Origin of the sequence: Streptomyces sp. NPDC005706, from assembly GCF_040631045.1 — a bacterium.
In the GTDB taxonomy this organism is placed as follows: domain Bacteria; phylum Actinomycetota; class Actinomycetes; order Streptomycetales; family Streptomycetaceae; genus Streptomyces.
Genome location: NZ_JBEXYS010000002.1, coordinates 438,221 through 456,411, shown reverse-complemented (window position 1 = coordinate 456,411; position 18,191 = coordinate 438,221). Strand labels below are relative to the sequence as shown.

Genomic DNA, 18,191 nt, shown 5'->3' with positions numbered 1-18,191 from the left:
CGGCTACGACGTCGGGAGCTGCTTGCCGTAGTCGACCGTCTCGCCCTTCGCGGGCCGGGCGACGGTGAAGTCCTTGCCCCAGTCCGAGAAGGTGAGCGTGCCGGCGGAACCGGCGCGCTCCAGGCGGAGCGGGTACGGCTTGCCCTCCAGGGAGACCTCCAGGGTGCCGCCGTCGCCGTCGTCGCCGGTGATCCGGATGGTGCGGGTACCCGCCGTCTCGTGGTGGCCGTCGGTCGCCAGCGGACCGTGCAGGGTCAGCAGACCGTCGAGGAGGAGGTCCTTGTCCGTGAAGCCGCTGAACTTCTTGTACGCGGGGTCCGCTTGCGGCACCTTCACGTACTTGCCGTCGAGCTTGCCCGCCGCGGACTTGTCGCCGCCGTTCCAGAACTCCGCGTCGGCCTTCAGATACAGCTGTTCGCCGATCCGCAGCAGCCCGAAGGTGGCGCCCTGGGAGGTGACCGAGCCGGTGCCGCCGTCGTCCTTCAGCCGCATGTCCAGCCGGTACGTACGGCCGCTGGTGACCACGGTCCCGGCCAGCCGCACCGCGGGAGCGGCGTCGGCGGCGGCACGGGTCTTCGCCTGGATCCGGTCGGCGGGCAGCTTGCCCACCCCGTTGGTCCCGGCGTCCGGATCGTCGCCGCACCCCGTCAGCACCGTCGCTCCCGTCACGGCCAGTGCGCATGTCGCGGTCACCAGCGCGGCCCGGCGGACACGGCCCAGGGGCATCGCAGTCACAGGTGGGGCTGCCTTTCTGACGGGTGCTGAGCGGCGTACGGCAGCGTACCGGGGCCCCGCCCGCCCGGCGGAGCCAGTCCGTCCGGACCGCCCACCAGGGCGTATCGGATCGGTACGGGCTAGCCTGAAGCGCACGCGAGCGGGCAGAGAACAGCAATCCCACGCAAGGCGAGCAAAGGAAGCACAGCCATGGCAGCCGGCGCCCCCCGGATCTTCGTCTCGCACCTCTCCGGGGTCCCCGTCTTCGACCCGGCCGGCGACCAGGTGGGTCGCGTACGCGACCTGGTGGTCATGCTGCGCGTCGGGCGACGGCCCCCGCGCGTCCTCGGTCTGGTCGTCGAGCTGTCGACCCGGCGCCGGATCTTCCTGCCCATGACCCGGGTGACCGGTATCGAGTCCGGCCAGGTCATCACCACCGGTGTGCTCAACGTGCGCCGCTTCGAGCAGCGGCCCACCGAGCGGCTGGTCTTCGGCGAGCTGCTGGACCGTCGGGTGCGGCTGGTGGAGAGCGACGAGGAGGTCACCGTCCTCGACCTGTCCGTGCAGCAGCTGCCCGCCCGCCGGGACTGGGAGATCGACCGCGTCTTCGTCCGCAGGGGGAGGAAGGGCGGTGCCTTCCGCCGGGCCAAGGGCGAGACCCTGACCGTCGAGTGGTCGTCCGTCACCGGCTTCTCCCTGGAGGAGCACGGACAGGGAGCCGAGAACCTGCTCGCCACGTTCGAGCAGCTGCGCCCCGCGGACCTCGCCAACGTGCTGCACCATCTCTCCGCCAAGCGCCGCGCCGAGGTCGCCGCGGCCCTGGACGACGACCGTCTCGCCGACGTCCTGGAGGAGCTGCCGGAGGACGACCAGATCGAGATCCTCGGCAAGCTGGCCGAGGAGCGCGCGGCCGACGTCCTGGAGGCCATGGACCCGGACGACGCGGCCGACCTGCTGGCCGAACTGCCGGAGGCGGACAAGGAACGGCTGCTGAGCCTGATGAAGCCCGCCGACGCGGCCGACATGCGGCGCCTGATGTCGTACGAGGAGCACACCGCGGGCGGCCTGATGACCACGGAGCCGATCGTGCTGCGCCCGGACGCCACCGTCGCCGACGCGCTCGCCCGGGTCCGCAACCAGGACCTCTCCCCCGCGCTCGCCGCCCAGGTCTACGTCTGCCGCCCGCCCGACGAGACCCCGACCGGCAAGTACCTGGGCACCGTCCACTTCCAGCGGCTGCTGCGCGACCCTCCGTACACCCTGGTCAGCTCGATGGTCGACGACGATCTGCAGACCCTGGACCCGGACGCCGCCCTGCCGGTCGTCGCCGGGTTCTTCGCCGCGTACGACATGGTGGCCGCCCCCGTGGTGGACGAGTCCGGCTCGCTGCTCGGCGCGGTGACCGTGGACGACGTCCTCGACCACATGCTGCCCGACGACTGGCGCGAGACGGAGTTCCACCTGGACGAGGGAGAGGAGGCGGCCACTCATGGCTCCTGAGCGCGACACCGCGACCCGCGAGCGCAACCCGGTGGGCGCCACGGCCGCCACCCGGCCCCGCGCCCCGCGTCTGGACCAGCCGCGCCCGCCGCGGCGCCGGATCCTGCCCGAGTGGGACCCGGAGGCGTTCGGCCGGCTGTCGGAGCGGATCGCCCGCTTCCTCGGCACAGGACGCTTCATCGTCTGGATGACGGTCGTCATCATCCTGTGGGTGCTGTGGAACATCGCCGCGCCGGCGGGGCTGCGCTTCGACCAGTACCCGTTCATCTTCCTGACCCTGATGCTGTCCCTGCAGGCCTCCTACGCGGCCCCGCTGATCCTGCTGGCGCAGAACAGGCAGGACGACCGCGACCGGGTCAATCTCGAGCAGGACCGCAAGCAGAACGAGCGGTCCATCGCCGACACCGAGTACCTGACCCGGGAGGTCGCCGCGCTGCGCACCGGTCTCGGCGAGGTGGCCACCCGCGACTGGATCCGCTCGGAGCTGCAGGACCTGGTGAAGGAACTGGAGGAACGGCGGCGCCACGACGGGCATGTCGTATTCCCGGCAGAGCGGGCGGAACGGTCGCCCGGACGTGACGCAGACGACCGCTGAGGGGCTACCCGCACGCCCCTCGGGGCGCCGTACCATCGTCTCTATGGCTACGGAAGACGCGGTGCGCGAGGCACTGGCGACGGTGAACGACCCCGAGATCAACCGACCCATCACCGAGCTGGGGATGGTCAAATCGGTGGAGATCGGGGAGGACGGCGCGGTCGCGGTCACCGTGTACCTGACGGTCTCCGGCTGCCCGATGCGCGAGACGATCACTCAGCGGGTGACCGAGGCGGTCTCCCGGGTCGAGGGCGTCACCCGTGTCGACGTGGCGCTGGACGTGATGAGCGACGAGCAGCGCAAGGAGCTGGCGAACGCACTGCGCGGCGGCCAGGCCGAGCGTGAGGTCCCGTTCGCCAAGCCGGGCAGCCTCACCCGGGTCTACGCGGTCGCCTCCGGCAAGGGCGGCGTCGGCAAGTCCTCGGTGACGGTGAACCTGGCCGCGGCGATGGCTGCCGACGGTCTGAAGGTCGGTGTCGTGGACGCCGACATCTACGGCCACAGCGTGCCGCGCATGCTGGGCGCTGACGGCCGTCCGACCCAGGTCGAGAACATGATCATGCCGCCGTCGGCGAACGGCGTGAAGGTCATCTCCATCGGCATGTTCACCCCGGGCAACGCGCCGGTCGTCTGGCGTGGCCCGATGCTGCACCGCGCGCTGCAGCAGTTCCTCGCGGACGTGTACTGGGGCGACCTGGACGTCCTGCTGCTGGACCTGCCGCCCGGCACCGGTGACATCGCCATCTCGGTCGCGCAGCTCGTGCCGAACGCCGAGATCCTGGTCGTGACGACGCCTCAGCAGGCGGCGGCCGAGGTCGCCGAGCGGGCCGGCTCCATCGCCGTGCAGACCCACCAGAAGATCGTCGGTGTGGTGGAGAACATGTCCGGCCTGCCCTGCCCGCACTGCGGCGAGATGGTCGACGTCTTCGGCACGGGCGGCGGCCAGCGGGTCGCGGACGGCCTCACCCGTACCACCGGCGCGTCGGTCCCGGTGCTCGGCAGCATCCCGATCGACGTCCGGCTGCGCGAGGGCGGCGACGAGGGCAAGCCGGTGGTCCTGACCGACCCGGACTCCCCGGCGGGTTCCGCGCTGCGGGCGATCGCGGGGAAGCTGGGCGGCCGTCAGCGCGGCCTGTCGGGCCTGTCGCTGGGGCTGACCCCCAGGAACAAGTTCTGAGGGCTCTCGCGGCCGTACGGCCCGGGACGGAGGGGCGCCGGGAGGTACTGGCGCCCCTTTCCCATGCCTCCGGGGCCCGCCGGGCGTACGCGGCGATTCCCCGTGCGTACGCCGCCGGGGTCCCTCAGGCGTACGCGGCGACGTCCTTGACGACCGCGAAGCCGAGTCCGTACGCGCTCATCCCCCGCCCGTAGGCGCCGACGTGCACGCCGGACCCGGTGGAGCCGGCCAGCACCCAGCCGAACTCGGACTCCCGGTAGTAGAAGGGCACGGGCACCCCGTCCACCGGCAGCGAGAGCCGGGACCACTCCGGTCCCTCGAGATCGTCGGCCAGCGCCCAGGCGGTCTCGGTCTGCTGGTCCAGCCAGTCGTCGCGCAGGCTGTGGTCCATCTGCCCGGGCCAGGTGAAGGACAGCAGTCCCACGCCCGCCAGCCAGGCCGCCGAGGAGACCGACGTCGCCTCCAGCAGTCCCGTGCCGTCGGCGCTCCGGCGGGACGGGTTCGCGGCGACGGTGACGACGACCGCGAACTTCTCCCGCGGCTCGTCCGTGGCCGCGGCCATGTGCTCGTTGCGCACGGAGGGCTCGTCGCCGTGGCCGATCGAACCGTGCTCGACGGCGCCGTCGGCCGCCGTACCGACCTGCATCAGCCAGCGCGGCCCCGTGAAGGCCTCGTCGAGGCCGTACCAGGGGAAGGGTGCCCGCAGGTACCCGTCGATGGCGCGCGGGGCGGAGGGGGCCGGTTGTCCGCCCTCCGCGGCCGGCGTCTGTGCGCCCACCCGACTTGTCGTCTCCATCTGCCCGGACGCCTCCTCGCTCTCGTCGGACCGGGAGGCCCGCCCCCCTTCGGGCGTACTCGTCCGGTCCGCACAACAACTCGGCAGCATATCCACATGCATGAGGGCAGCAGGGAAACCGCCCGGCGCGTGGGTCGCGCGGACCGCCCGGGTGGGGCCTGTACGACGTGAACGGGCTGTGAGGTGCGTCACTGCGGCCCGGTTCGGATCAGGTGGCGTCCGCGTCGAACGGCGGGGGGCCGTCCTTGCCGGAGTCCTCGGGCTTCTTGGTCATGTCGATGCGCCCGCCCGACGAGGAGGACGAGGCGTCGCTGTCGCGGCTGTGGACCGCGTCCGTGACCTCGGCCATCTCCTTCTTCAGGTCGAAGCCGTTGCGGATCTCCTTCAGCCCCAGGTCCTCGTTGTCCAACTGCTTGCGGATGAAGGTCTTGGGGTTGAGGTCCTCGAAGTCGAAGTCCTTGAACTCCGGGCCCAGCTCGGTGCGGATGTCCTGCTTGGCGCTCTCCGAGAACTCGCGGATCTTCCGGATCGTCCGCGTCACGTCCTGGATGAACTTGGGGAGCTTGTCCGGACCGAAGACGAGCACGGCGAGAACAATGATGGTCACCAGCTCGAGTGGGCCTATGTCATTGAACACCTGACGCTCCTCTTGCGATCCTCGGTCGCCCAACGGTACCCGGCCCGCCTGTCGGACGGGTACCGCCCGGTGGTGAGACTTGGGTCAGTTCCGCCCGGACGGGTTCGCGGGGGCGGCAGAGGGGGCGCCGGAGGCCGGGGGCGTGTCGGGGACGGGGGCGGACAGTGTGTCCGGACCCTTCGGCCCGGGCGTGGCGGGCCAGGAGGTCAGGGGCAGCGGTGAGATGTCGTCCAGCGGGCGTATCAGCGGGGAGACCGCGGCCGCGCCGGCCATCACCGGCGCCGTCAGGTCGCGCATGACGTCCTGGACCTGCCCGGTGAGGGGCGGCTGGGAGCCGGGCAGCAGCGGGGCCGACAGGGAGGTCGGCGCCGCCGGGCCCGGGCCGAGCAGGCTGCTGCCCTGGGCGAGCAGCGGCCCCACCGGACGGCGGCGCTGCGTGTCCGGTGTCGCCGCACCCGGGACCGAGCCCGCGCCCGCACCGGCCGAGCGGGCCGGGACCACGTTGCCCGTGCCGGAGCCGCCGCGGGTGTCCGCGGCGAGGTCGCCGGGGATGGCGGTGGTGACGCCGCCGAGGGCGACCGCGGCCAGCGACACCGCCCCGGCGGCGGCGGCCGCGAACCGCAGTCCGCGCGAGGCGGAGCGGTCGGCGTCCGGGCGGCCGACGGGATGGATGCGGAAACCGCGCTCCTCGGAAGCGGGGGCCGCCGCGTGGGCGGACGCGGCCGGGACGTAGCCGAACTCGAAGCGCTCCTCGCGCCGCACCCCGAAGATCCCGGTGTCGGAGCCCCGGCCGAGGAAGCCTCCGCCGGGCGCCGGCGGGCCGCCGCCGTCGAGGTCGCCTCCCCCGGGAAGGCCCTGCAGACGGGCCAGGAAGCTCTCGGAGGGGGGCGGCGGGGCCGCCTCGGCGAACACGTTCTTCAGCCGGCGCTGGGCGTCCGCCTCCGCCTTGCACCGGGCGCAGGTGGCCAGGTGGGCGAGGACGCGCTCGCGCGACTCATGACCGAGCTCCCCGTCCACCAGGGCGGAGAGCCGGTCTCCCAGGTGCTGCTCCGCGAGGTGCGGCTGAGCGGGTTTCGGACGGGATCCGTTCACGCGGTCGCGCCCCCTCCCCCCAGAGCGGGGACACGGGCCACGAAGGAGCGCCGCTCGGCCCGGCGGGCCTCGGGCGACCGGTGGGCGAGGGCCTTGCGGAGCTGGGAGCGGCCGCGGTGGATACGGGAGCGGACCGTGCCGAGCTTCACGCCGAGGGTCGCGGCGATCTCCTCGTACGACAGCCCCTCGATGTCGCACAGCACGACGGCGGCGCGGAACTCGGGCGCGAGGGTGTCGAGCGCCTGCTGCACGTCGGCGTCGAAGTGCGCGTCGTTGAAGACCTGCTGCGGGGTCGGCTCCTTGCTGGGCAGGCGCTCGGCCGCGTCCTCGCCGAGGGCGTCGAAGCGGATGCGCTGCTTGCGCCGGACCATGTCCAGGAACAGGTTGGTGGTGATGCGGTGCAGCCAGCCCTCGAAGGTGCCGGGCGAGTACGTCGACAGGGAACGGAAGACACGGACGAAGACCTCCTGGGTGAGGTCCTCGGCGTCGTGCTGGTTGCCCGTGAGGCGGTAGGCCAGGCGGTAGACCCGTCCGCTGTGCGTGCTGACGATCTCCTCCCAGGTGGGCGGAGTCCACGCCTGCCCGTCCGCGTCGGTGGAGAAGGTCGCGGTCTGGGCCTCGCCGGCGGCGCCGGCGGTCCGGCTGTGGTCAGCAGCAGTGTCGGTCACGGATTTCGGCTTCCCCGACGACCCGAGAAGACGCCTCAGCATCCCTCTGCGGTCAACAGGCGCAGCCGCACCTCCCCTGTCAGCTCTGGTGGTGTCCAGTGGAGCCCCTACCATAGCCACCTCGCCCGTTAGGACCGGATAAGCGGTTTTACGAGAAATTGATCTGGGCTGATACGGCTCATACGGCTGCGTCAGCATGTGCTCGGCGTCCCGATCCACCGCTCGCCCCCCATCGCGTCCGGGCCCTTCGTCTCAACCCTGTAAACGCGCGGTCCCATCTGCGGGTTCCCGACGCCAACGGATACAGTCACGCCCAGGCACCCACGGGGACAGGAGAGCGTCATTACCGGCAACCGGCAGACTAGCTGGGCGTTCGCCGACGCCTATGTCGCCGAGGACGAAGCGCTGCGCTGGGCCCGCGACCGGGCCCGCGAGGCAGGGCTGCGCTCGGTGTCGCCCGGCACGGGTGCCGCGCTCCGGCTGCTCGCCGCCTCCGTGGACGCGAAGGCGGTCGCGGAGATCGGCACCGGCTGCGGGGTGTCCGGAATCCATCTGCTGCACGGCATGCGCCCGGACGGGGTGCTCACCACGGTCGATCCGGAGCCGGAGCACCAGCAGTTCGCCCGGCAGGCCTTCCGCGCCTGCGGCTTCGCCAGCAACCGGGCCCGGTTCATCCCGGGCCGCGCGCTGGACGTGCTGCCCCGGCTCGCGGACGCCGGCTACGACCTCGTCTTCTGCGACGGGGACCGGCAGGAGTACTCGGACTACCTGGGTGAATCGTTGCGCCTGCTGCGTCCGGGCGGCCTGGTGGTCTTCGAGGGCGTCTTCGCCAACGGCCGCACGGTCGACTCCGGACCGCAGCCCTCGGAGGTGCTGCGGCTGCGTGAGCTGCTGCGCACGGTGCGGGAGAGCCAGGAACTGGTGACGTCGCTGCTGCCGGTGGGCGACGGGCTGCTGTGCGCCGTCAAGCGGTGAGAAGGGCACCCGGGGGCCCCGGACACACGTCCGCCCCGGCACCGCTTACGATGCCGGGGCGGACGGAAGGACAGGATCGCCGGCTCGTCAGACGACGACCTTCTTGAGGGCGTCGCCGAGCGCCTCGGCCTCGTCAGGGGTCAGCTCGACGACGAGTCGACCGCCGCCTTCGAGCGGAACGCGCATGACGATGCCCCGCCCCTCCTTGGTCACCTCGAGCGGGCCATCACCCGTCCGCGGCTTCATGGCCGCCATGCTCGTTCCCCTTCCTGAAACCAGGCTCATCGTCTGCCGAAGCCCCACGAAGGGCACCCCGCGGTCCTCGTACCGGACACGCGACACCGGCATCGAACACATTGCTTCCAGGCCATTATCCCGCATCGCAGGACCCGATGACCAACATCAGTCGGCATCGCTTGCGCAACGCGCGCGAGCAAAACCACCCAATTCGGCGATGTGGCTGCGATACTGCGCCCCCGCGCGGACGCCCGGGGAGCGGCCCCGCTCCGTTTCTGTTTGACGCAGGTCACACGTCCGGTCCGGCCCCCGGGCGGCGATCTCCGCCATGCTGTCCTTCGGACCGTGGCGTACTGAGCGGTACGTCACCACTTCTGACCGGAGGGGATGCCCCATGGCCGACACCGTTCTCTACGAGGTGACCGAGGGACTCGCGACGATCACGCTGAACCGCCCGGAGGCGATGAACGCGCTGAACATCGCGACCAAGGTCGCCCTCCGGGAGGCGGCGGAGTCCGCGGCCGGGGACAGCGCCGTCCGGGCGATCCTGCTGACCGCGGCCGGGGACCGGGCGTTCTGCGTGGGCCAGGACCTCAAGGAGCACATCGGGCTGCTGGTGTCGGACCGCGAGACCGGTTCGGGGCAGACCATGACCACGGTCAGGGAGCACTACAACCCGATCGTGCGGGCGCTGACCGGAGCGGCGAAGCCGGTGGTCGCCGCGGTGAACGGGGTCGCCGCCGGGGCCGGTTTCGGTTTCGCGCTGGCCGCCGACTACCGGGTGGTGGCCGACACGGCGGCCTTCAACACCTCGTTCGCGGGCGTCGCGCTCACCGCCGACTCCGGCATCTCCTGGACGCTGCCCCGGGTTGTCGGCCCGGGCCGCGCCGCCGACCTGCTGCTCTTCCCGCGCAACATCAGCGCGCAGGACGCCCTGGAACTGGGCATCGCCAACCGGCTCGTGCCCGCCGCCGAACTGCGGGCCGAGGCCGAGAAGGTGGCCCGGGCCCTGGCCGAGGGCCCGACGGTGGCGTACTCGGCGATCAAGGAAGCGGTGGCCTACGGCCTGACGCACTCCCTCGCCGAGACCCTGGACAAGGAGGACGAGCTGCAGACCCGCGCGGGCAGCTCCGAGGACCACGCGATCGCCGTCCAGGCCTTCGTGAACAAGGAGAAGCCGAAGTACCTGGGCCGCTGAGCTACCGGGCCTGCGGGCGGGTGCGGCTCACGCACCCCTCCAGGTGGTCGTCGACCAGCCCGCAGGCCTGCATCAGCGCGTACGCCGTCGTGGGGCCGACGAACTTCAGGCCCCGCTTCTTCAGCGCCTTGGACAGGGCCGTGGACTCGGGGGTGACGGCGGCGACGTCGGCCAGGGTCCGCGGCACCGGGCGGCCCGCCGGGTCGGGGGCGTGCGACCAGATCAGCCCGTCCAGTTCGCCCTCGGCCCAGCCGGCGAGCACGCGCGCGTTGGAGAGCGTCGCGTCGATCTTGGCGCGGTTGCGGATGATGCCCGGGTCGGCCAGCAGCCGCTCGCGGTCCTCGTCCGTGAACGCGGCGACCTTCTCGATGTGGAAGCCCGCGAACGCGGCGCGGAAGCCCGGGCGGCGGCGCAGGATCGTGATCCAGGACAGGCCCGACTGGAAGGCCTCCAGGCTGACCCGCTCGAAGAGGGCGTCGTCGCCGTGGACCGGCCGGCCCCACTCCTCGTCGTGGTACGAGACGTAGTCCTCGGCGGACAGCGCCCACGGGCAGCGCGCCCTGCCGTCGGGCCCGGCGAGGGCGGCTCCGGCGCTCATCGCTGGTCCTCCTGGCCCGGCTTGTCCAGCCGGGCGTGCGCGGCGGCGCGGGCGCCGGCCAGCGCGGACTCCAGGTCGGCGATACGGGCGTCCCGCTCGGCGAGTTCGGCGGCGAGCCGGCCGAGGGCGTCGTCCACGTCGGACATGCGGTAGCCGCGCGGCGCGAGCGGGAAGCGCAGGTTCTCCACGTCCTGGCCGCCGACCGGCCGGTCCGGGGGCAGCGGGTCCCGCAGCCGCTCCGGGGCGGCCTCCGGCAACGGGCCGCGCTCACCGCCGCTGACCACGGCGAGTGTCACCGCGGCCACCACGACGGCCAGGGCGACGACCAGGAACAAGAACATCAGCATCGCCAGGGGTCCCCACGCTCGGTACCGGACGCTGTGCCGGAAGACGAATCTGTCAGGCTCCGATCGTGCCATGCGAGCCGGGCGGTTAGGGTCGCAGGCGGCTGTACCGAGGGACGTTCTAGGAGAGGTCACAGCGGATGCTCAGGCTGGGCAAGCGGGAATTCGGGTCGCACGAGCCCGTGATCATGGCGATCGTGAACCGGACCCCGGACTCCTTCTACGACCAGGGGGCCACCTTCCACGACGAGGCGGCCCTCGCGCGCGTGGAGCGGGCGGTGGCCGAGGGCGCCGCGATCGTCGACATCGGCGGGGTGAAGGCGGGACCCGGCGAGGAGGTCACGGCGGAGGAGGAGGCACGGCGGACGGTGGGCTTCGTCGCCGAGGTACGCCGCCGCTTCCCGGATGTGATCATCAGCGTGGACACCTGGCGGGCCGAGGTCGGCGAGGCGGTGTGCGAGGCGGGCGCGGACCTGCTGAACGACGCCTGGGGCGGCGTCGACCCCGCCCTCGCCGAGGTGGCCGCGCGGCACGGCGCGGGGCTGGTGTGCACGCACGCGGGCGGGGCCGAGCCCCGGACCCGTCCGCACCGGGTGACCTACGACGACGTCGTCGCCGACATCCTGGAGGTGACCCTGGGGCTGGCGGAGCGCGCCGTCGCCCTGGGGGTGCCGCGGGAGTCGGTGCTGATCGATCCCGGGCACGACTTCGGCAAGAACACGCGGCACAGCCTGGAGGCGACGCGGCGGCTGGACGAGATGGTCGCCACGGGGTGGCCCGTGCTGGTGTCGCTGTCCAACAAGGACTTCGTGGGCGAGACGCTGGACCGGCCGGTGAAGGAACGGCTGATCGGCACGCTGGCGACGACCGCGGTGTCTGCGTGGCTGGGGGCCCAGGTGTACCGCGTGCACGAGGTCGCCGAGACCCGCCAGGTCCTGGACATGGTCGCCTCCATCGCCGGCCACCGCCCCCCTGCGGTCGCCCGCCGCGGCCTGGCGTAGACGAGGGCCTGGGGTGGACGAGGCCGGCGAAGGGGCCTTGCAAACCCCCGAGACGGGCGGGCGGGTGGGAAAAAAGGAGGCCGGGGCGAAGCCCCAGGCCCCGCCCCGCCCAGGCACAGCGCCTAACGCCCCGCCTCCTTGGACACCAGCGCCACCGCTTCCTCGACGTCGTCGGTCACGTGGAACAGCAGCAGGTCCTTCTCCGTCGCCTTCCCCTGGGCCACCAGCGTGTTCTTCAGCCAGGACACCAGACCGCCCCAGTACTCGGTGCCGAACAGGACGATCGGGAAGCGGGTCACCTTCTGGGTCTGGACCAGGGTGAGGGCCTCGAAGAGCTCGTCCAGGGTGCCGAGGCCGCCCGGCAGCACCACGAACCCCTGCGCGTACTTGACGAACATCATCTTGCGGACGAAGAAGTAGCGGAAGTTGAGGCCGATGTCGACGTAGGGGTTCAGCCCCTGCTCGAAGGGCAGCTCGATGCCGAGCCCGACCGAGGTGCCGCCGGCCTCGCACGCGCCCTTGTTGGCCGCCTCCATGGCCCCCGGGCCACCGCCGGTGATCACGGCCCAGCCGGCTTCGACCAGCCCCCGGCCGAGCCGCACGCCCGCGTCGTACTCCGCGGAGTCCACCGGTGTCCGCGCGGAGCCGAAGACACTGATCGCGGGCGGGAGTTCGGCCAGCGTGCCGAAGCCCTCGACGAACTCCGACTGGATCCGCAGCACCCGCCAGGGATCGGTGTGCACCCAGTCGGCGGGGGCACGCTCGTCCAGCAGCCGCTGGTCGGTCGTACTGGGCGTCACCTTGTCCCGCCGCCGGAGGACCGGTCCGAGCCGCTGCTCGTCCGGCGGCTGCTTCTTCCCCAGGGGGTTGCCGGTCGCCATGTGCGCTCCCTCCGCTTGCGGGTAGTACGGACTCAGCCTAGATCCACGCGGGTTTCGGACGGGGGACGTGAGCATGTCCGGCGTGCGGCGCCCGGTGGCCTCCGCTACGCGGTCAGCCAGGAACGCAGCCGCTCCTCACCCGCGAGGATCTTGGCCACTTCTACCCGCTCGTCCCGCTTGTGTGCCAGGTGCGGGTTGCCGGGGCCGTAGTTGACGGCGGGCACGCCGAGCGCGGAGAAACGGGAGACGTCCGTCCAGCCGTACTTGGGCTGCGGGGTGCCGCCCACCGCCTCGATGAAGGCCGCCGCGGCCGGGTGGGAGAGGCCGGGCAGCGCGCCGGGGCTGTGGTCGTCGATCACGAACTCCGCCACCCCGCAGTCCGCGAACACCTCACGGACATGCGCGATCGCCTCCTCCTCGGTGCGGTCGGGGGCGTAGCGGAAGTTGACCGTCACCACGCACTCGTCGGGGATGACGTTGCCCGCCACTCCTCCGGAGATCCCCACGGCGTTCAGGCCCTCGCGGTACTCCAGGCCGTCGATGACCGGCCACCGGGGCTCGTAGGAGGCGAGCCGGGCCAGGATCGGGGCGGCCGTGTGGATGGCGTTGGAGCCCATCCAGCCGCGCGCCGAGTGCGCCCGCTCGCCCCGGGTCTTCAGCAGCACCCGCAGCGTGCCCTGGCAGCCGCCCTCGACCTGGGCGTCGGAGGGCTCCAGCAGGACCGCGAAGTCACCGCGCAGCCAGTCCGGGTGGGCCTCGGCGACATGCCGCAGGCCGTTGAGGTCGGCGGCGACCTCCTCGTTGTCGTAGAAGACGAACGTCAGGTCGCGGTTGGGGGCGGGGACCGTCGCCGCGATGCGGAGCTGCACCGCGACGCCCGACTTCATGTCGCAGGTGCCGCAGCCCCACAGCACGCCGTCCTCGTCCAGCCGGGAAGGCACGTTGCCGGCGATCGGGACGGTGTCGATGTGGCCGGCCAGCACGACCCGTTCCGCGCGGCCCAGGTCGGTGCGGGCGATCACGTTGTTGCCGTGTCGGTCGACCGTCAGGTGCGGCAGCGCGCGCAGTGCGGCCTCGATCGCGTCCGCGAGGGGCTTCTCGGTGCCGCTCTCGGAGGGGAAGTCCACGAGCCGGGCGGTGAGCTCGGCGGCGTCCAGCGTGAGGTCAAGGGAGGTGTCGGCCATGGCCTCGACCCTAGGCCATGACGTTGTGGCGGGTCCGCGCCGCGCTGCGCGGACCCGCCGCCCGGGGCGGGAGGCCCTCCAGTACCTTGTACGCGTGCCAGAGCCGTCCCCCACCCGTCCCAAGCGTCGCGGCCGCCTCCTGCGTTTCGGGGCGGCCCTGTTGGTCCTGTGCGGCGTCGCCGCCTACCTCGTGGTGCAGTACGTCACCGGTGGCCCGGGCGCCCGCGGCTGCAAGGTGGTCGCCGGCGGCGACGGGGCGTCCTACGAGTTCACGCCCGAGCAGGCGGTGAACGCGGCGACGATCGCCGCCGTGGGCACCGGGCGGAACATGCCCGAGCGGGCCATAACGATCGCGCTGGCGACCGCCCTCCAGGAGTCGGGGCTGCGCAACCTCGAACACGGCGACCGGGACTCCATCGGCCTGTTCCAGCAGCGGCCCTCGCAGGGCTGGGGCACCGAACGGCAGATCATGGACCCGGCCTACGCGGCGGGCATCTTCTACGCCCACCTGGCCAAGGTGCCGGACTACGCCGGCCTGCCGCTGACGGTGGCCGCGCAGCGGGTGCAGCGCAGCGGCTACCCGGAGGCGTACGCCAAGCACGAGCCGGACGCCGAGCTGCTGGCGGCCGCGCTGACCGGCCGCGCGGCGGCCTCGCTGACCTGCGCCGGGCGCCCGGAACGCACCGCGCGGGCGACGGGCCCGGACGCGGTACGGACGGCGTTGGTACGGGACTTCGGGCGGGACGCGCTGCAGGAGACGAACGCCGTGGTGGGCGGTACGCCGGTGCCCTCGCCGTCGCCATCGCCGAGCGTGACCGCGACCGCGCACGGGCGGACGGTGACCGTGCCGGTGTCCGAGGGCGCGCGCGGGGCAGTGGACGCGACGGGCGAGCGGGAGCGTGAGCGGGGCTGGCAGCTGGCGCACTGGGCGGTGGCCAACTCCTCGGCGCTGCACATCCAGCGGGTGTTCTACGCGGACCGGGAGTGGACCGCGAGGGACGGCGGCGGCACCTGGCACCGGGTCGGCGCGGACGGTGCCGGCGGTGCGGAGAAGTCCGCCGGGTCGGTCCGGATCGTGGCCGGACAGTAGTACGGGGACTCACCCGGCCGGGTTGCGCGGCCGCAGTGCGGGCGCGTCTCCGGCTGGGGGCGGAAGACACTGCTACAGCCCTTGGGAATCAAGGGCTGTAAGGATTCTGCACCACCCCCGGCGGACTCCCTTTGCCCGTTTTTATCCACAAACGATTATGCGATGCGTTGCCCATTCTTTACCTTCGGCGTCCGCAACCTTCATCGGCCTCGAGCGGTAAGCACGGCGTCCGGGCCCGGACACACCACCGTTCCTCCCGTCGAATGGAGCACCATGTCCCTCCCCCTGACCCGCCGGATCGCCCGTGCCGCGCTGCTCGTCGCAGCGGGGGCGGCCGCCGGGGTCGGTGCGGCCGGCTCTGCCGGCGCGGCCACGAACCTGCCGGTGGCCACCCCGGAGCTGGGCGGCCTGACCGCGCTGGACAGCGCGGCCAACGTCGGCAGCACCGTCGACGGTGCGACGCAGCACGTCACCGGTATCGCCGGCAGCACGGGCGGCAAGGCGGCCAAGAAGGCGGGCCCGTCCGCGGCCAGGACGGGCGCCGGCACCGTGAAGAAGGCGGCCCCCGCGGCGAAGAACGCGGCCGGGAACGCGGCCCGTACGGCCGGCGGTGTCATCGGGCGCACCGCGACCGGCGCCGCGGGCGGGCTGACCACCGGCTCGCTCACCCAGGGCGGGCTGCCGACGTCGTCCCTGCCGGCCGCTCAGCTCCCGCTCGGCGGCTGAGTTCCGCCGTCACCGGTGAACGGCCGACGGGGTCCGGGGAACACTCCCCGGACCCCGTTCACGTGTCCGGAGCCGCTACGCGCCCAGGCGCTCCACCGCCGCGCGCACCCGCTCGTCCGTCGCGGTCAGGGCCACGCGCACGAACCGGTCGCCGGCCTCGCCGTAGAAGTCGCCGGGCGCGACCAGGATGCCCAGGGCGGCCAGGTGGGCGACGGTGTCCCAGCAGGACTCGTCGCGGGTGGCCCACAGGTAGAGGCTGGCCTCGCTGTGCTCGATGCGGAAGCCGTGGCCGAGCAGGGCCTCGCGCAGCAGCGCGCGGCGGGCGGCGTAGCGCTCGCGCTGGACGCGGACGTGCTCGTCGTCGCCCAGGGCCGCCACCACCGCGGCCTGCGTCGGCGCCGAGGTCATCATGCCGCCGTGCTTGCGGATCTCCAGCAGCGGGCCCAGGACGGCCGGGTCGCCCGCCAGGAAGGCGGCGCGGTAGCCGGCCAGGTTGGACCGCTTGGAGAGCGAGTGGACGGCCACGATGCCGTCGTAGGAGCCGCCGTTGACGTCCGGGTGCAGGACCGAGACCGGGTCGGCCTCCCAGCCCAGTTCGAGGTAGCACTCGTCGGAGACGAGCAGCACGCCGTGGGCGCGGGCCCAGGCGACGATCCCCGTCAGCTCGTCCTTGGACAGGACCTTGCCGGTCGGGTTCGACGGGGAGTTGAGCCACAGGAGCCTGAGGTTCGCCGGGTCCAGGTCGCGCGGGTCGTCGTAGACCTCGTACCCGGCGCGGGCCAGGCGGGCGCCGACCTCGTACGTCGGGTAGGCCAGGCGCGGGTACGCGACCTTGTCGCCGGGGCCGAGACCGAGCTGGGTGGGGAGCCAGGCCACCAGTTCCTTGGAGCCGACGATCGGCAGGACGTGCCGGTGGGTGACGTCCCGGGCGCCGAGGCGGCGCTCCAGCCAGCCGGTGATCGCGTCGCGCAGCGCCGGGGTGCCCCAGACCGTCGGATAGCCCGGCGAGTCGGCCGCGTCGACCAGCGCCTTCTGGATCAGTTCGGGGACCGGGTCGACCGGGGTGCCGACGGACAGGTCGACGATGCCGCCGGAGTGGGCCGCGGCCGTCTTCTTGTACGGCTCCAGCTTGTCCCAGGGGAAGGTCGGAAGCCGGTCGGAGACTGCGGACACGGGTGCTGGCTCACTTTCTGCTTCGGCGAACACCACGGTCCCGCACGGCGCTGATCGAGGCGATCGGCCGTACGGGACCGGGGCGGCGCGCTGCGGGCCGCTGGGCCGCCGCCCAGCGGGTCACTAGGCCTGCGGCGGCAGCGCGGCGATGAAGGGGTGGTCCCGCTCGATCAGGCCCAGCTTGCTGGCCCCGCCGGGGGAGCCCAGCTCGTCGAAGAACTCGACGTTCGCCTTGTAGTAGTCCTTCCACTCCTCCGGAGTGTCGTCCTCGTAGAAGATCGCCTCGACCGGGCAGACCGGCTCACAGGCACCACAGTCGACGCATTCGTCCGGGTGGATGTACAAGGACCGCTGGCCCTCGTAGATGCAGTCGACCGGGCACTCCTCGATGCACGCCTTGTCCTTCACGTCGACACAAGGCTGCGCGATGACGTAGGTCACGCTGTCGTTCCTCCTCGATAGGGCGCTGGCGGGCCTGTCGTAGGCTCCGCCGCCTGGCGCGCGGGAGCGCGGCGTCGTCGATGCCCGCCCCTAGTATCTCCGTTCTGGGGCAAGATCCGAACAGGAGGGGTGAACTGACCGGTGGAAATCTCGGCGCACGGACGCCTCGAGGTCCGTATCACCGCTGCTGACGTGGGCAAACGCGTCTCCGTAAGGCGCTTGAGCGAGCCCGGGTCGGGGCCGGAGAAGTTCACCGACACGGTCGGTGTTCTCACATCATGGGACAACGGCGTGCTCATGATCACATCGCGGGACGGGCGCGCCGTCCGGATCGCGGAGTCCGCGCTGGTCGCGGGGAAGGTGATCCCGGCCGCGCCGGCCCGCCGTCGGGGCCCGGTCGCCACTTACGCGGAGCTGGCCCGGGTCGCCGCACGGGCGTGGCGGCCGGTGGAGAGCGAGCGGCTGGGCGAGTGGGAGCTGCGCGCGGCCCAGGGGTTCACCCGGCGCGCCAACAGCGTGCTGCCGCTCGGCGATCCGGGGCTCGGTCTCGACGCCGCCCTGGAGGCCGTACGGCGCTGGTACGGCGAGCGGGGCCTGCCCGCCTACGTGCAGACCGCCACCGGCGCCGAGGGCACGCAGGAACTGCTGTGCGCGGAGCTGGAGCGGCGCGGCTGGGTGCGCGAGGTGACCGCCGAGCTGTGGACCGGTGCGCCGGCGCCGCTCGCGGACGCCGCCGAGGGCGCCGGGGTGGTGCTGTCCCGGGAGGCGGACGAGGAGTGGCTCGCCCGGTACCGGCGCAAGGGGGTGAGCGAGGTGGCCCTGCGGGTGCTGGGCGGTGGCCCCTCGGTGTGGTTCGCGACCGTGCCCGGTGCCGCCGGCGAGGCTCCGGCGGCGATCGGGCGGTGCGTGGTGGACGGGCGCTGGGCCGGGTTCGCCGCCGTGGAGGTCGATCCCGCCCGCCGCCGGCAGGGCCTTGCCACCGAGGTGATGGCCGCGCTGGCCCGGCGGGCCCTGGACGAGGGCGCCTCGGCGGCCTGGCTGCAGGTGGAGAGCGACAACGAGGGGGCCCGGGGACTGTACGCCCGGCTGGGCTTCGCGCCCCACCACGCGTACCACCACTACCGGCTGCCGGACACCGGTGGCGCCGGAGGGTCGTAGCGATCG

The 18,191-nt window shown here is 72.7% G+C and carries 21 protein-coding genes; 9 read left to right on the top strand and 12 right to left on the bottom strand.

Annotated elements, in window-relative coordinates:
* Positions 1-3: 3 nt before the first annotated feature.
* A complete protein-coding gene (locus ABZ478_RS05655; RefSeq protein WP_359545902.1) occupies positions 4-726 on the bottom strand; it encodes a hypothetical protein in 723 nt (240 codons plus the stop codon).
* Between the two features lie 198 nt (positions 727-924).
* Here ABZ478_RS05655 and ABZ478_RS05650 point away from each other — a divergent pair, with 198 nt between their 5' ends.
* Genes ABZ478_RS05650 through ABZ478_RS05640 form a run of 3 tightly spaced genes read left to right on the top strand, consistent with a single transcriptional unit; the run spans position 925 to position 3,986 of the window.
* The gene (locus tag ABZ478_RS05650) at positions 925-2,214 is read left to right on the top strand and encodes a CBS domain-containing protein (RefSeq protein WP_359545613.1); all 1,290 of its coding nucleotides are present in this window, start codon (positions 925-927) and stop codon (positions 2,212-2,214) included.
* Positions 2,204-2,809, top strand: coding sequence for a DUF1003 domain-containing protein (locus tag ABZ478_RS05645; protein WP_359545611.1), 606 nt, complete (start codon positions 2,204-2,206; stop codon positions 2,807-2,809). The genes ABZ478_RS05650 and ABZ478_RS05645 overlap by 11 nt, the downstream gene beginning before the upstream one ends.
* A gap of 43 nt (positions 2,810-2,852) precedes the next feature.
* Positions 2,853-3,986 carry an Mrp/NBP35 family ATP-binding protein gene (locus tag ABZ478_RS05640; protein ID WP_359545609.1) on the top strand — a complete coding sequence of 378 codons (1,134 nt, stop codon included), beginning with the start codon at positions 2,853-2,855 and terminating at the stop codon, positions 3,984-3,986.
* Positions 3,987-4,110: 124 nt separating this feature from the next.
* Here the strand turns inward: ABZ478_RS05640 and ABZ478_RS05635 are convergent, their stop codons facing one another.
* The 4 genes from ABZ478_RS05635 to sigE all read right to left on the bottom strand — a co-directional run bounded on the left by ABZ478_RS05635 (position 4,111) and on the right by sigE (position 7,221).
* Positions 4,111-4,782, bottom strand: a complete 672-nt coding sequence (locus ABZ478_RS05635) for a hypothetical protein (RefSeq protein ID WP_359545607.1) — start codon at positions 4,780-4,782, stop codon at positions 4,111-4,113.
* A 208-nt stretch (positions 4,783-4,990) separates the two neighbouring features.
* Entirely contained in the window at positions 4,991-5,419 is a 429-nt protein-coding gene (locus ABZ478_RS05630) for a sec-independent translocase (RefSeq protein ID WP_359545606.1), read from the bottom strand.
* A gap of 84 nt (positions 5,420-5,503) precedes the next feature.
* Complete coding sequence (locus tag ABZ478_RS05625) at positions 5,504-6,511, bottom strand: zf-HC2 domain-containing protein (protein ID WP_359545604.1); 1,008 nt, start codon at positions 6,509-6,511, stop codon at positions 5,504-5,506.
* The gene (gene sigE, locus ABZ478_RS05620; protein WP_359545603.1) at positions 6,508-7,221 is read right to left on the bottom strand and encodes an RNA polymerase sigma factor SigE; all 714 of its coding nucleotides are present in this window, start codon (positions 7,219-7,221) and stop codon (positions 6,508-6,510) included. The genes ABZ478_RS05625 and sigE overlap by 4 nt, the downstream gene beginning before the upstream one ends.
* Before the next feature lie 234 nt (positions 7,222-7,455).
* On the opposite strand from sigE, the gene ABZ478_RS05615 reads away from it, so the two are divergent.
* On the top strand, positions 7,456-8,154 hold the full coding sequence (locus tag ABZ478_RS05615) for an O-methyltransferase (protein ID WP_359545900.1): 699 nt from the start codon (positions 7,456-7,458) through the stop codon (positions 8,152-8,154).
* An 87-nt stretch (positions 8,155-8,241) separates the two neighbouring features.
* Here the strand turns inward: ABZ478_RS05615 and ABZ478_RS05610 are convergent, their stop codons facing one another.
* A complete protein-coding gene (locus tag ABZ478_RS05610; RefSeq protein WP_018544333.1) occupies positions 8,242-8,409 on the bottom strand; it encodes a DUF3117 domain-containing protein in 168 nt (55 codons plus the stop codon).
* Between the two features lie 376 nt (positions 8,410-8,785).
* Between ABZ478_RS05610 and ABZ478_RS05605 the strand changes: the two genes are divergently transcribed.
* Positions 8,786-9,589, top strand: a complete 804-nt coding sequence (locus tag ABZ478_RS05605; RefSeq protein ID WP_359545602.1) for an enoyl-CoA hydratase-related protein — start codon at positions 8,786-8,788, stop codon at positions 9,587-9,589.
* Position 9,590: 1 nt separating this feature from the next.
* Here ABZ478_RS05605 and ABZ478_RS05600 read toward each other — a convergent pair whose 3' ends face one another.
* Together ABZ478_RS05600 and ABZ478_RS05595 are read right to left on the bottom strand one after the other, a co-directional pair.
* Positions 9,591-10,187, bottom strand: coding sequence for a DNA-3-methyladenine glycosylase I (locus tag ABZ478_RS05600; protein WP_359545601.1), 597 nt, complete (start codon positions 10,185-10,187; stop codon positions 9,591-9,593).
* Positions 10,184-10,534 carry a DivIVA domain-containing protein gene (locus tag ABZ478_RS05595; protein ID WP_358927482.1) on the bottom strand — a complete coding sequence of 117 codons (351 nt, stop codon included), beginning with the start codon at positions 10,532-10,534 and terminating at the stop codon, positions 10,184-10,186. Before ABZ478_RS05595 ends, ABZ478_RS05600 begins: the two co-directional genes overlap by 4 nt.
* A 137-nt stretch (positions 10,535-10,671) precedes the next feature.
* Here ABZ478_RS05595 and folP point away from each other — a divergent pair, with 137 nt between their 5' ends.
* Positions 10,672-11,532 carry a dihydropteroate synthase gene (gene folP, locus ABZ478_RS05590; protein WP_358927481.1) on the top strand — a complete coding sequence of 287 codons (861 nt, stop codon included), beginning with the start codon at positions 10,672-10,674 and terminating at the stop codon, positions 11,530-11,532.
* A gap of 122 nt (positions 11,533-11,654) precedes the next feature.
* On the opposite strand, the gene ABZ478_RS05585 is transcribed toward folP, so the two are convergent.
* Both ABZ478_RS05585 and dapE read right to left on the bottom strand, forming a co-directional pair.
* Positions 11,655-12,413 (bottom strand): TIGR00730 family Rossman fold protein, encoded by a 759-nt coding sequence (locus ABZ478_RS05585; RefSeq protein ID WP_359545599.1) that lies wholly within the window; start codon positions 12,411-12,413, stop codon positions 11,655-11,657.
* Positions 12,414-12,517: 104 nt separating this feature from the next.
* Positions 12,518-13,597: a succinyl-diaminopimelate desuccinylase gene (gene dapE / locus ABZ478_RS05580; protein ID WP_358927479.1), complete on the bottom strand. Its 1,080-nt coding sequence runs from the start codon at positions 13,595-13,597 to the stop codon at positions 12,518-12,520.
* 94 nt (positions 13,598-13,691) lie between these two features.
* Between dapE and ABZ478_RS05575 the strand changes: the two genes are divergently transcribed.
* Together ABZ478_RS05575 and ABZ478_RS05570 are read left to right on the top strand one after the other, a co-directional pair.
* Positions 13,692-14,687 (top strand): heavy metal transporter, encoded by a 996-nt coding sequence (locus tag ABZ478_RS05575; RefSeq protein WP_359545597.1) that lies wholly within the window; start codon positions 13,692-13,694, stop codon positions 14,685-14,687.
* A gap of 273 nt (positions 14,688-14,960) precedes the next feature.
* Positions 14,961-15,413 (top strand): ATP-binding protein, encoded by a 453-nt coding sequence (locus ABZ478_RS05570; RefSeq protein WP_359545596.1) that lies wholly within the window; start codon positions 14,961-14,963, stop codon positions 15,411-15,413.
* 75 nt (positions 15,414-15,488) lie between these two features.
* On the opposite strand, the gene ABZ478_RS05565 is transcribed toward ABZ478_RS05570, so the two are convergent.
* Complete coding sequence (locus ABZ478_RS05565; protein WP_359545594.1) at positions 15,489-16,586, bottom strand: bifunctional succinyldiaminopimelate transaminase/glutamate-prephenate aminotransferase; 1,098 nt, start codon at positions 16,584-16,586, stop codon at positions 15,489-15,491.
* Positions 16,587-16,709: 123 nt separating this feature from the next.
* Positions 16,710-17,027 carry a ferredoxin gene (fdxA, locus tag ABZ478_RS05560; RefSeq protein ID WP_004926152.1) on the bottom strand — a complete coding sequence of 106 codons (318 nt, stop codon included), beginning with the start codon at positions 17,025-17,027 and terminating at the stop codon, positions 16,710-16,712.
* 141 nt (positions 17,028-17,168) lie between these two features.
* Here fdxA and ABZ478_RS05555 point away from each other — a divergent pair, with 141 nt between their 5' ends.
* Positions 17,169-18,185, top strand: a complete 1,017-nt coding sequence (locus ABZ478_RS05555; RefSeq protein ID WP_359545593.1) for a GNAT family N-acetyltransferase — start codon at positions 17,169-17,171, stop codon at positions 18,183-18,185.
* The last annotated feature ends 6 nt before the right edge of the window (positions 18,186-18,191 follow it).

Coding starts and splice junctions, on each gene's coding strand:
- ABZ478_RS05635 (WP_359545607.1), bottom strand. CDS start 4,782: ATGGAGACGACAAGTCGGGTGGGCGCACAGACGCCGGCCGCGGAGGGC.
- ABZ478_RS05655 (WP_359545902.1), bottom strand. CDS start 726: ATGCCCCTGGGCCGTGTCCGCCGGGCCGCGCTGGTGACCGCGACATGC.
- dapE (WP_358927479.1), bottom strand. CDS start 13,597: ATGGCCGACACCTCCCTTGACCTCACGCTGGACGCCGCCGAGCTCACC.
- ABZ478_RS05595 (WP_358927482.1), bottom strand. CDS start 10,534: ATGCTGATGTTCTTGTTCCTGGTCGTCGCCCTGGCCGTCGTGGTGGCC.
- ABZ478_RS05570 (WP_359545596.1), top strand. CDS start 14,961: ATGTCCCTCCCCCTGACCCGCCGGATCGCCCGTGCCGCGCTGCTCGTC.
- ABZ478_RS05585 (WP_359545599.1), bottom strand. CDS start 12,413: ATGGCGACCGGCAACCCCCTGGGGAAGAAGCAGCCGCCGGACGAGCAG.
- ABZ478_RS05605 (WP_359545602.1), top strand. CDS start 8,786: ATGGCCGACACCGTTCTCTACGAGGTGACCGAGGGACTCGCGACGATC.
- ABZ478_RS05600 (WP_359545601.1), bottom strand. CDS start 10,187: ATGAGCGCCGGAGCCGCCCTCGCCGGGCCCGACGGCAGGGCGCGCTGC.
- ABZ478_RS05610 (WP_018544333.1), bottom strand. CDS start 8,409: ATGGCGGCCATGAAGCCGCGGACGGGTGATGGCCCGCTCGAGGTGACC.
- folP (WP_358927481.1), top strand. CDS start 10,672: ATGCTCAGGCTGGGCAAGCGGGAATTCGGGTCGCACGAGCCCGTGATC.
- sigE (WP_359545603.1), bottom strand. CDS start 7,221: ATGCTGAGGCGTCTTCTCGGGTCGTCGGGGAAGCCGAAATCCGTGACC.
- ABZ478_RS05640 (WP_359545609.1), top strand. CDS start 2,853: ATGGCTACGGAAGACGCGGTGCGCGAGGCACTGGCGACGGTGAACGAC.
- ABZ478_RS05650 (WP_359545613.1), top strand. CDS start 925: ATGGCAGCCGGCGCCCCCCGGATCTTCGTCTCGCACCTCTCCGGGGTC.
- ABZ478_RS05645 (WP_359545611.1), top strand. CDS start 2,204: ATGGCTCCTGAGCGCGACACCGCGACCCGCGAGCGCAACCCGGTGGGC.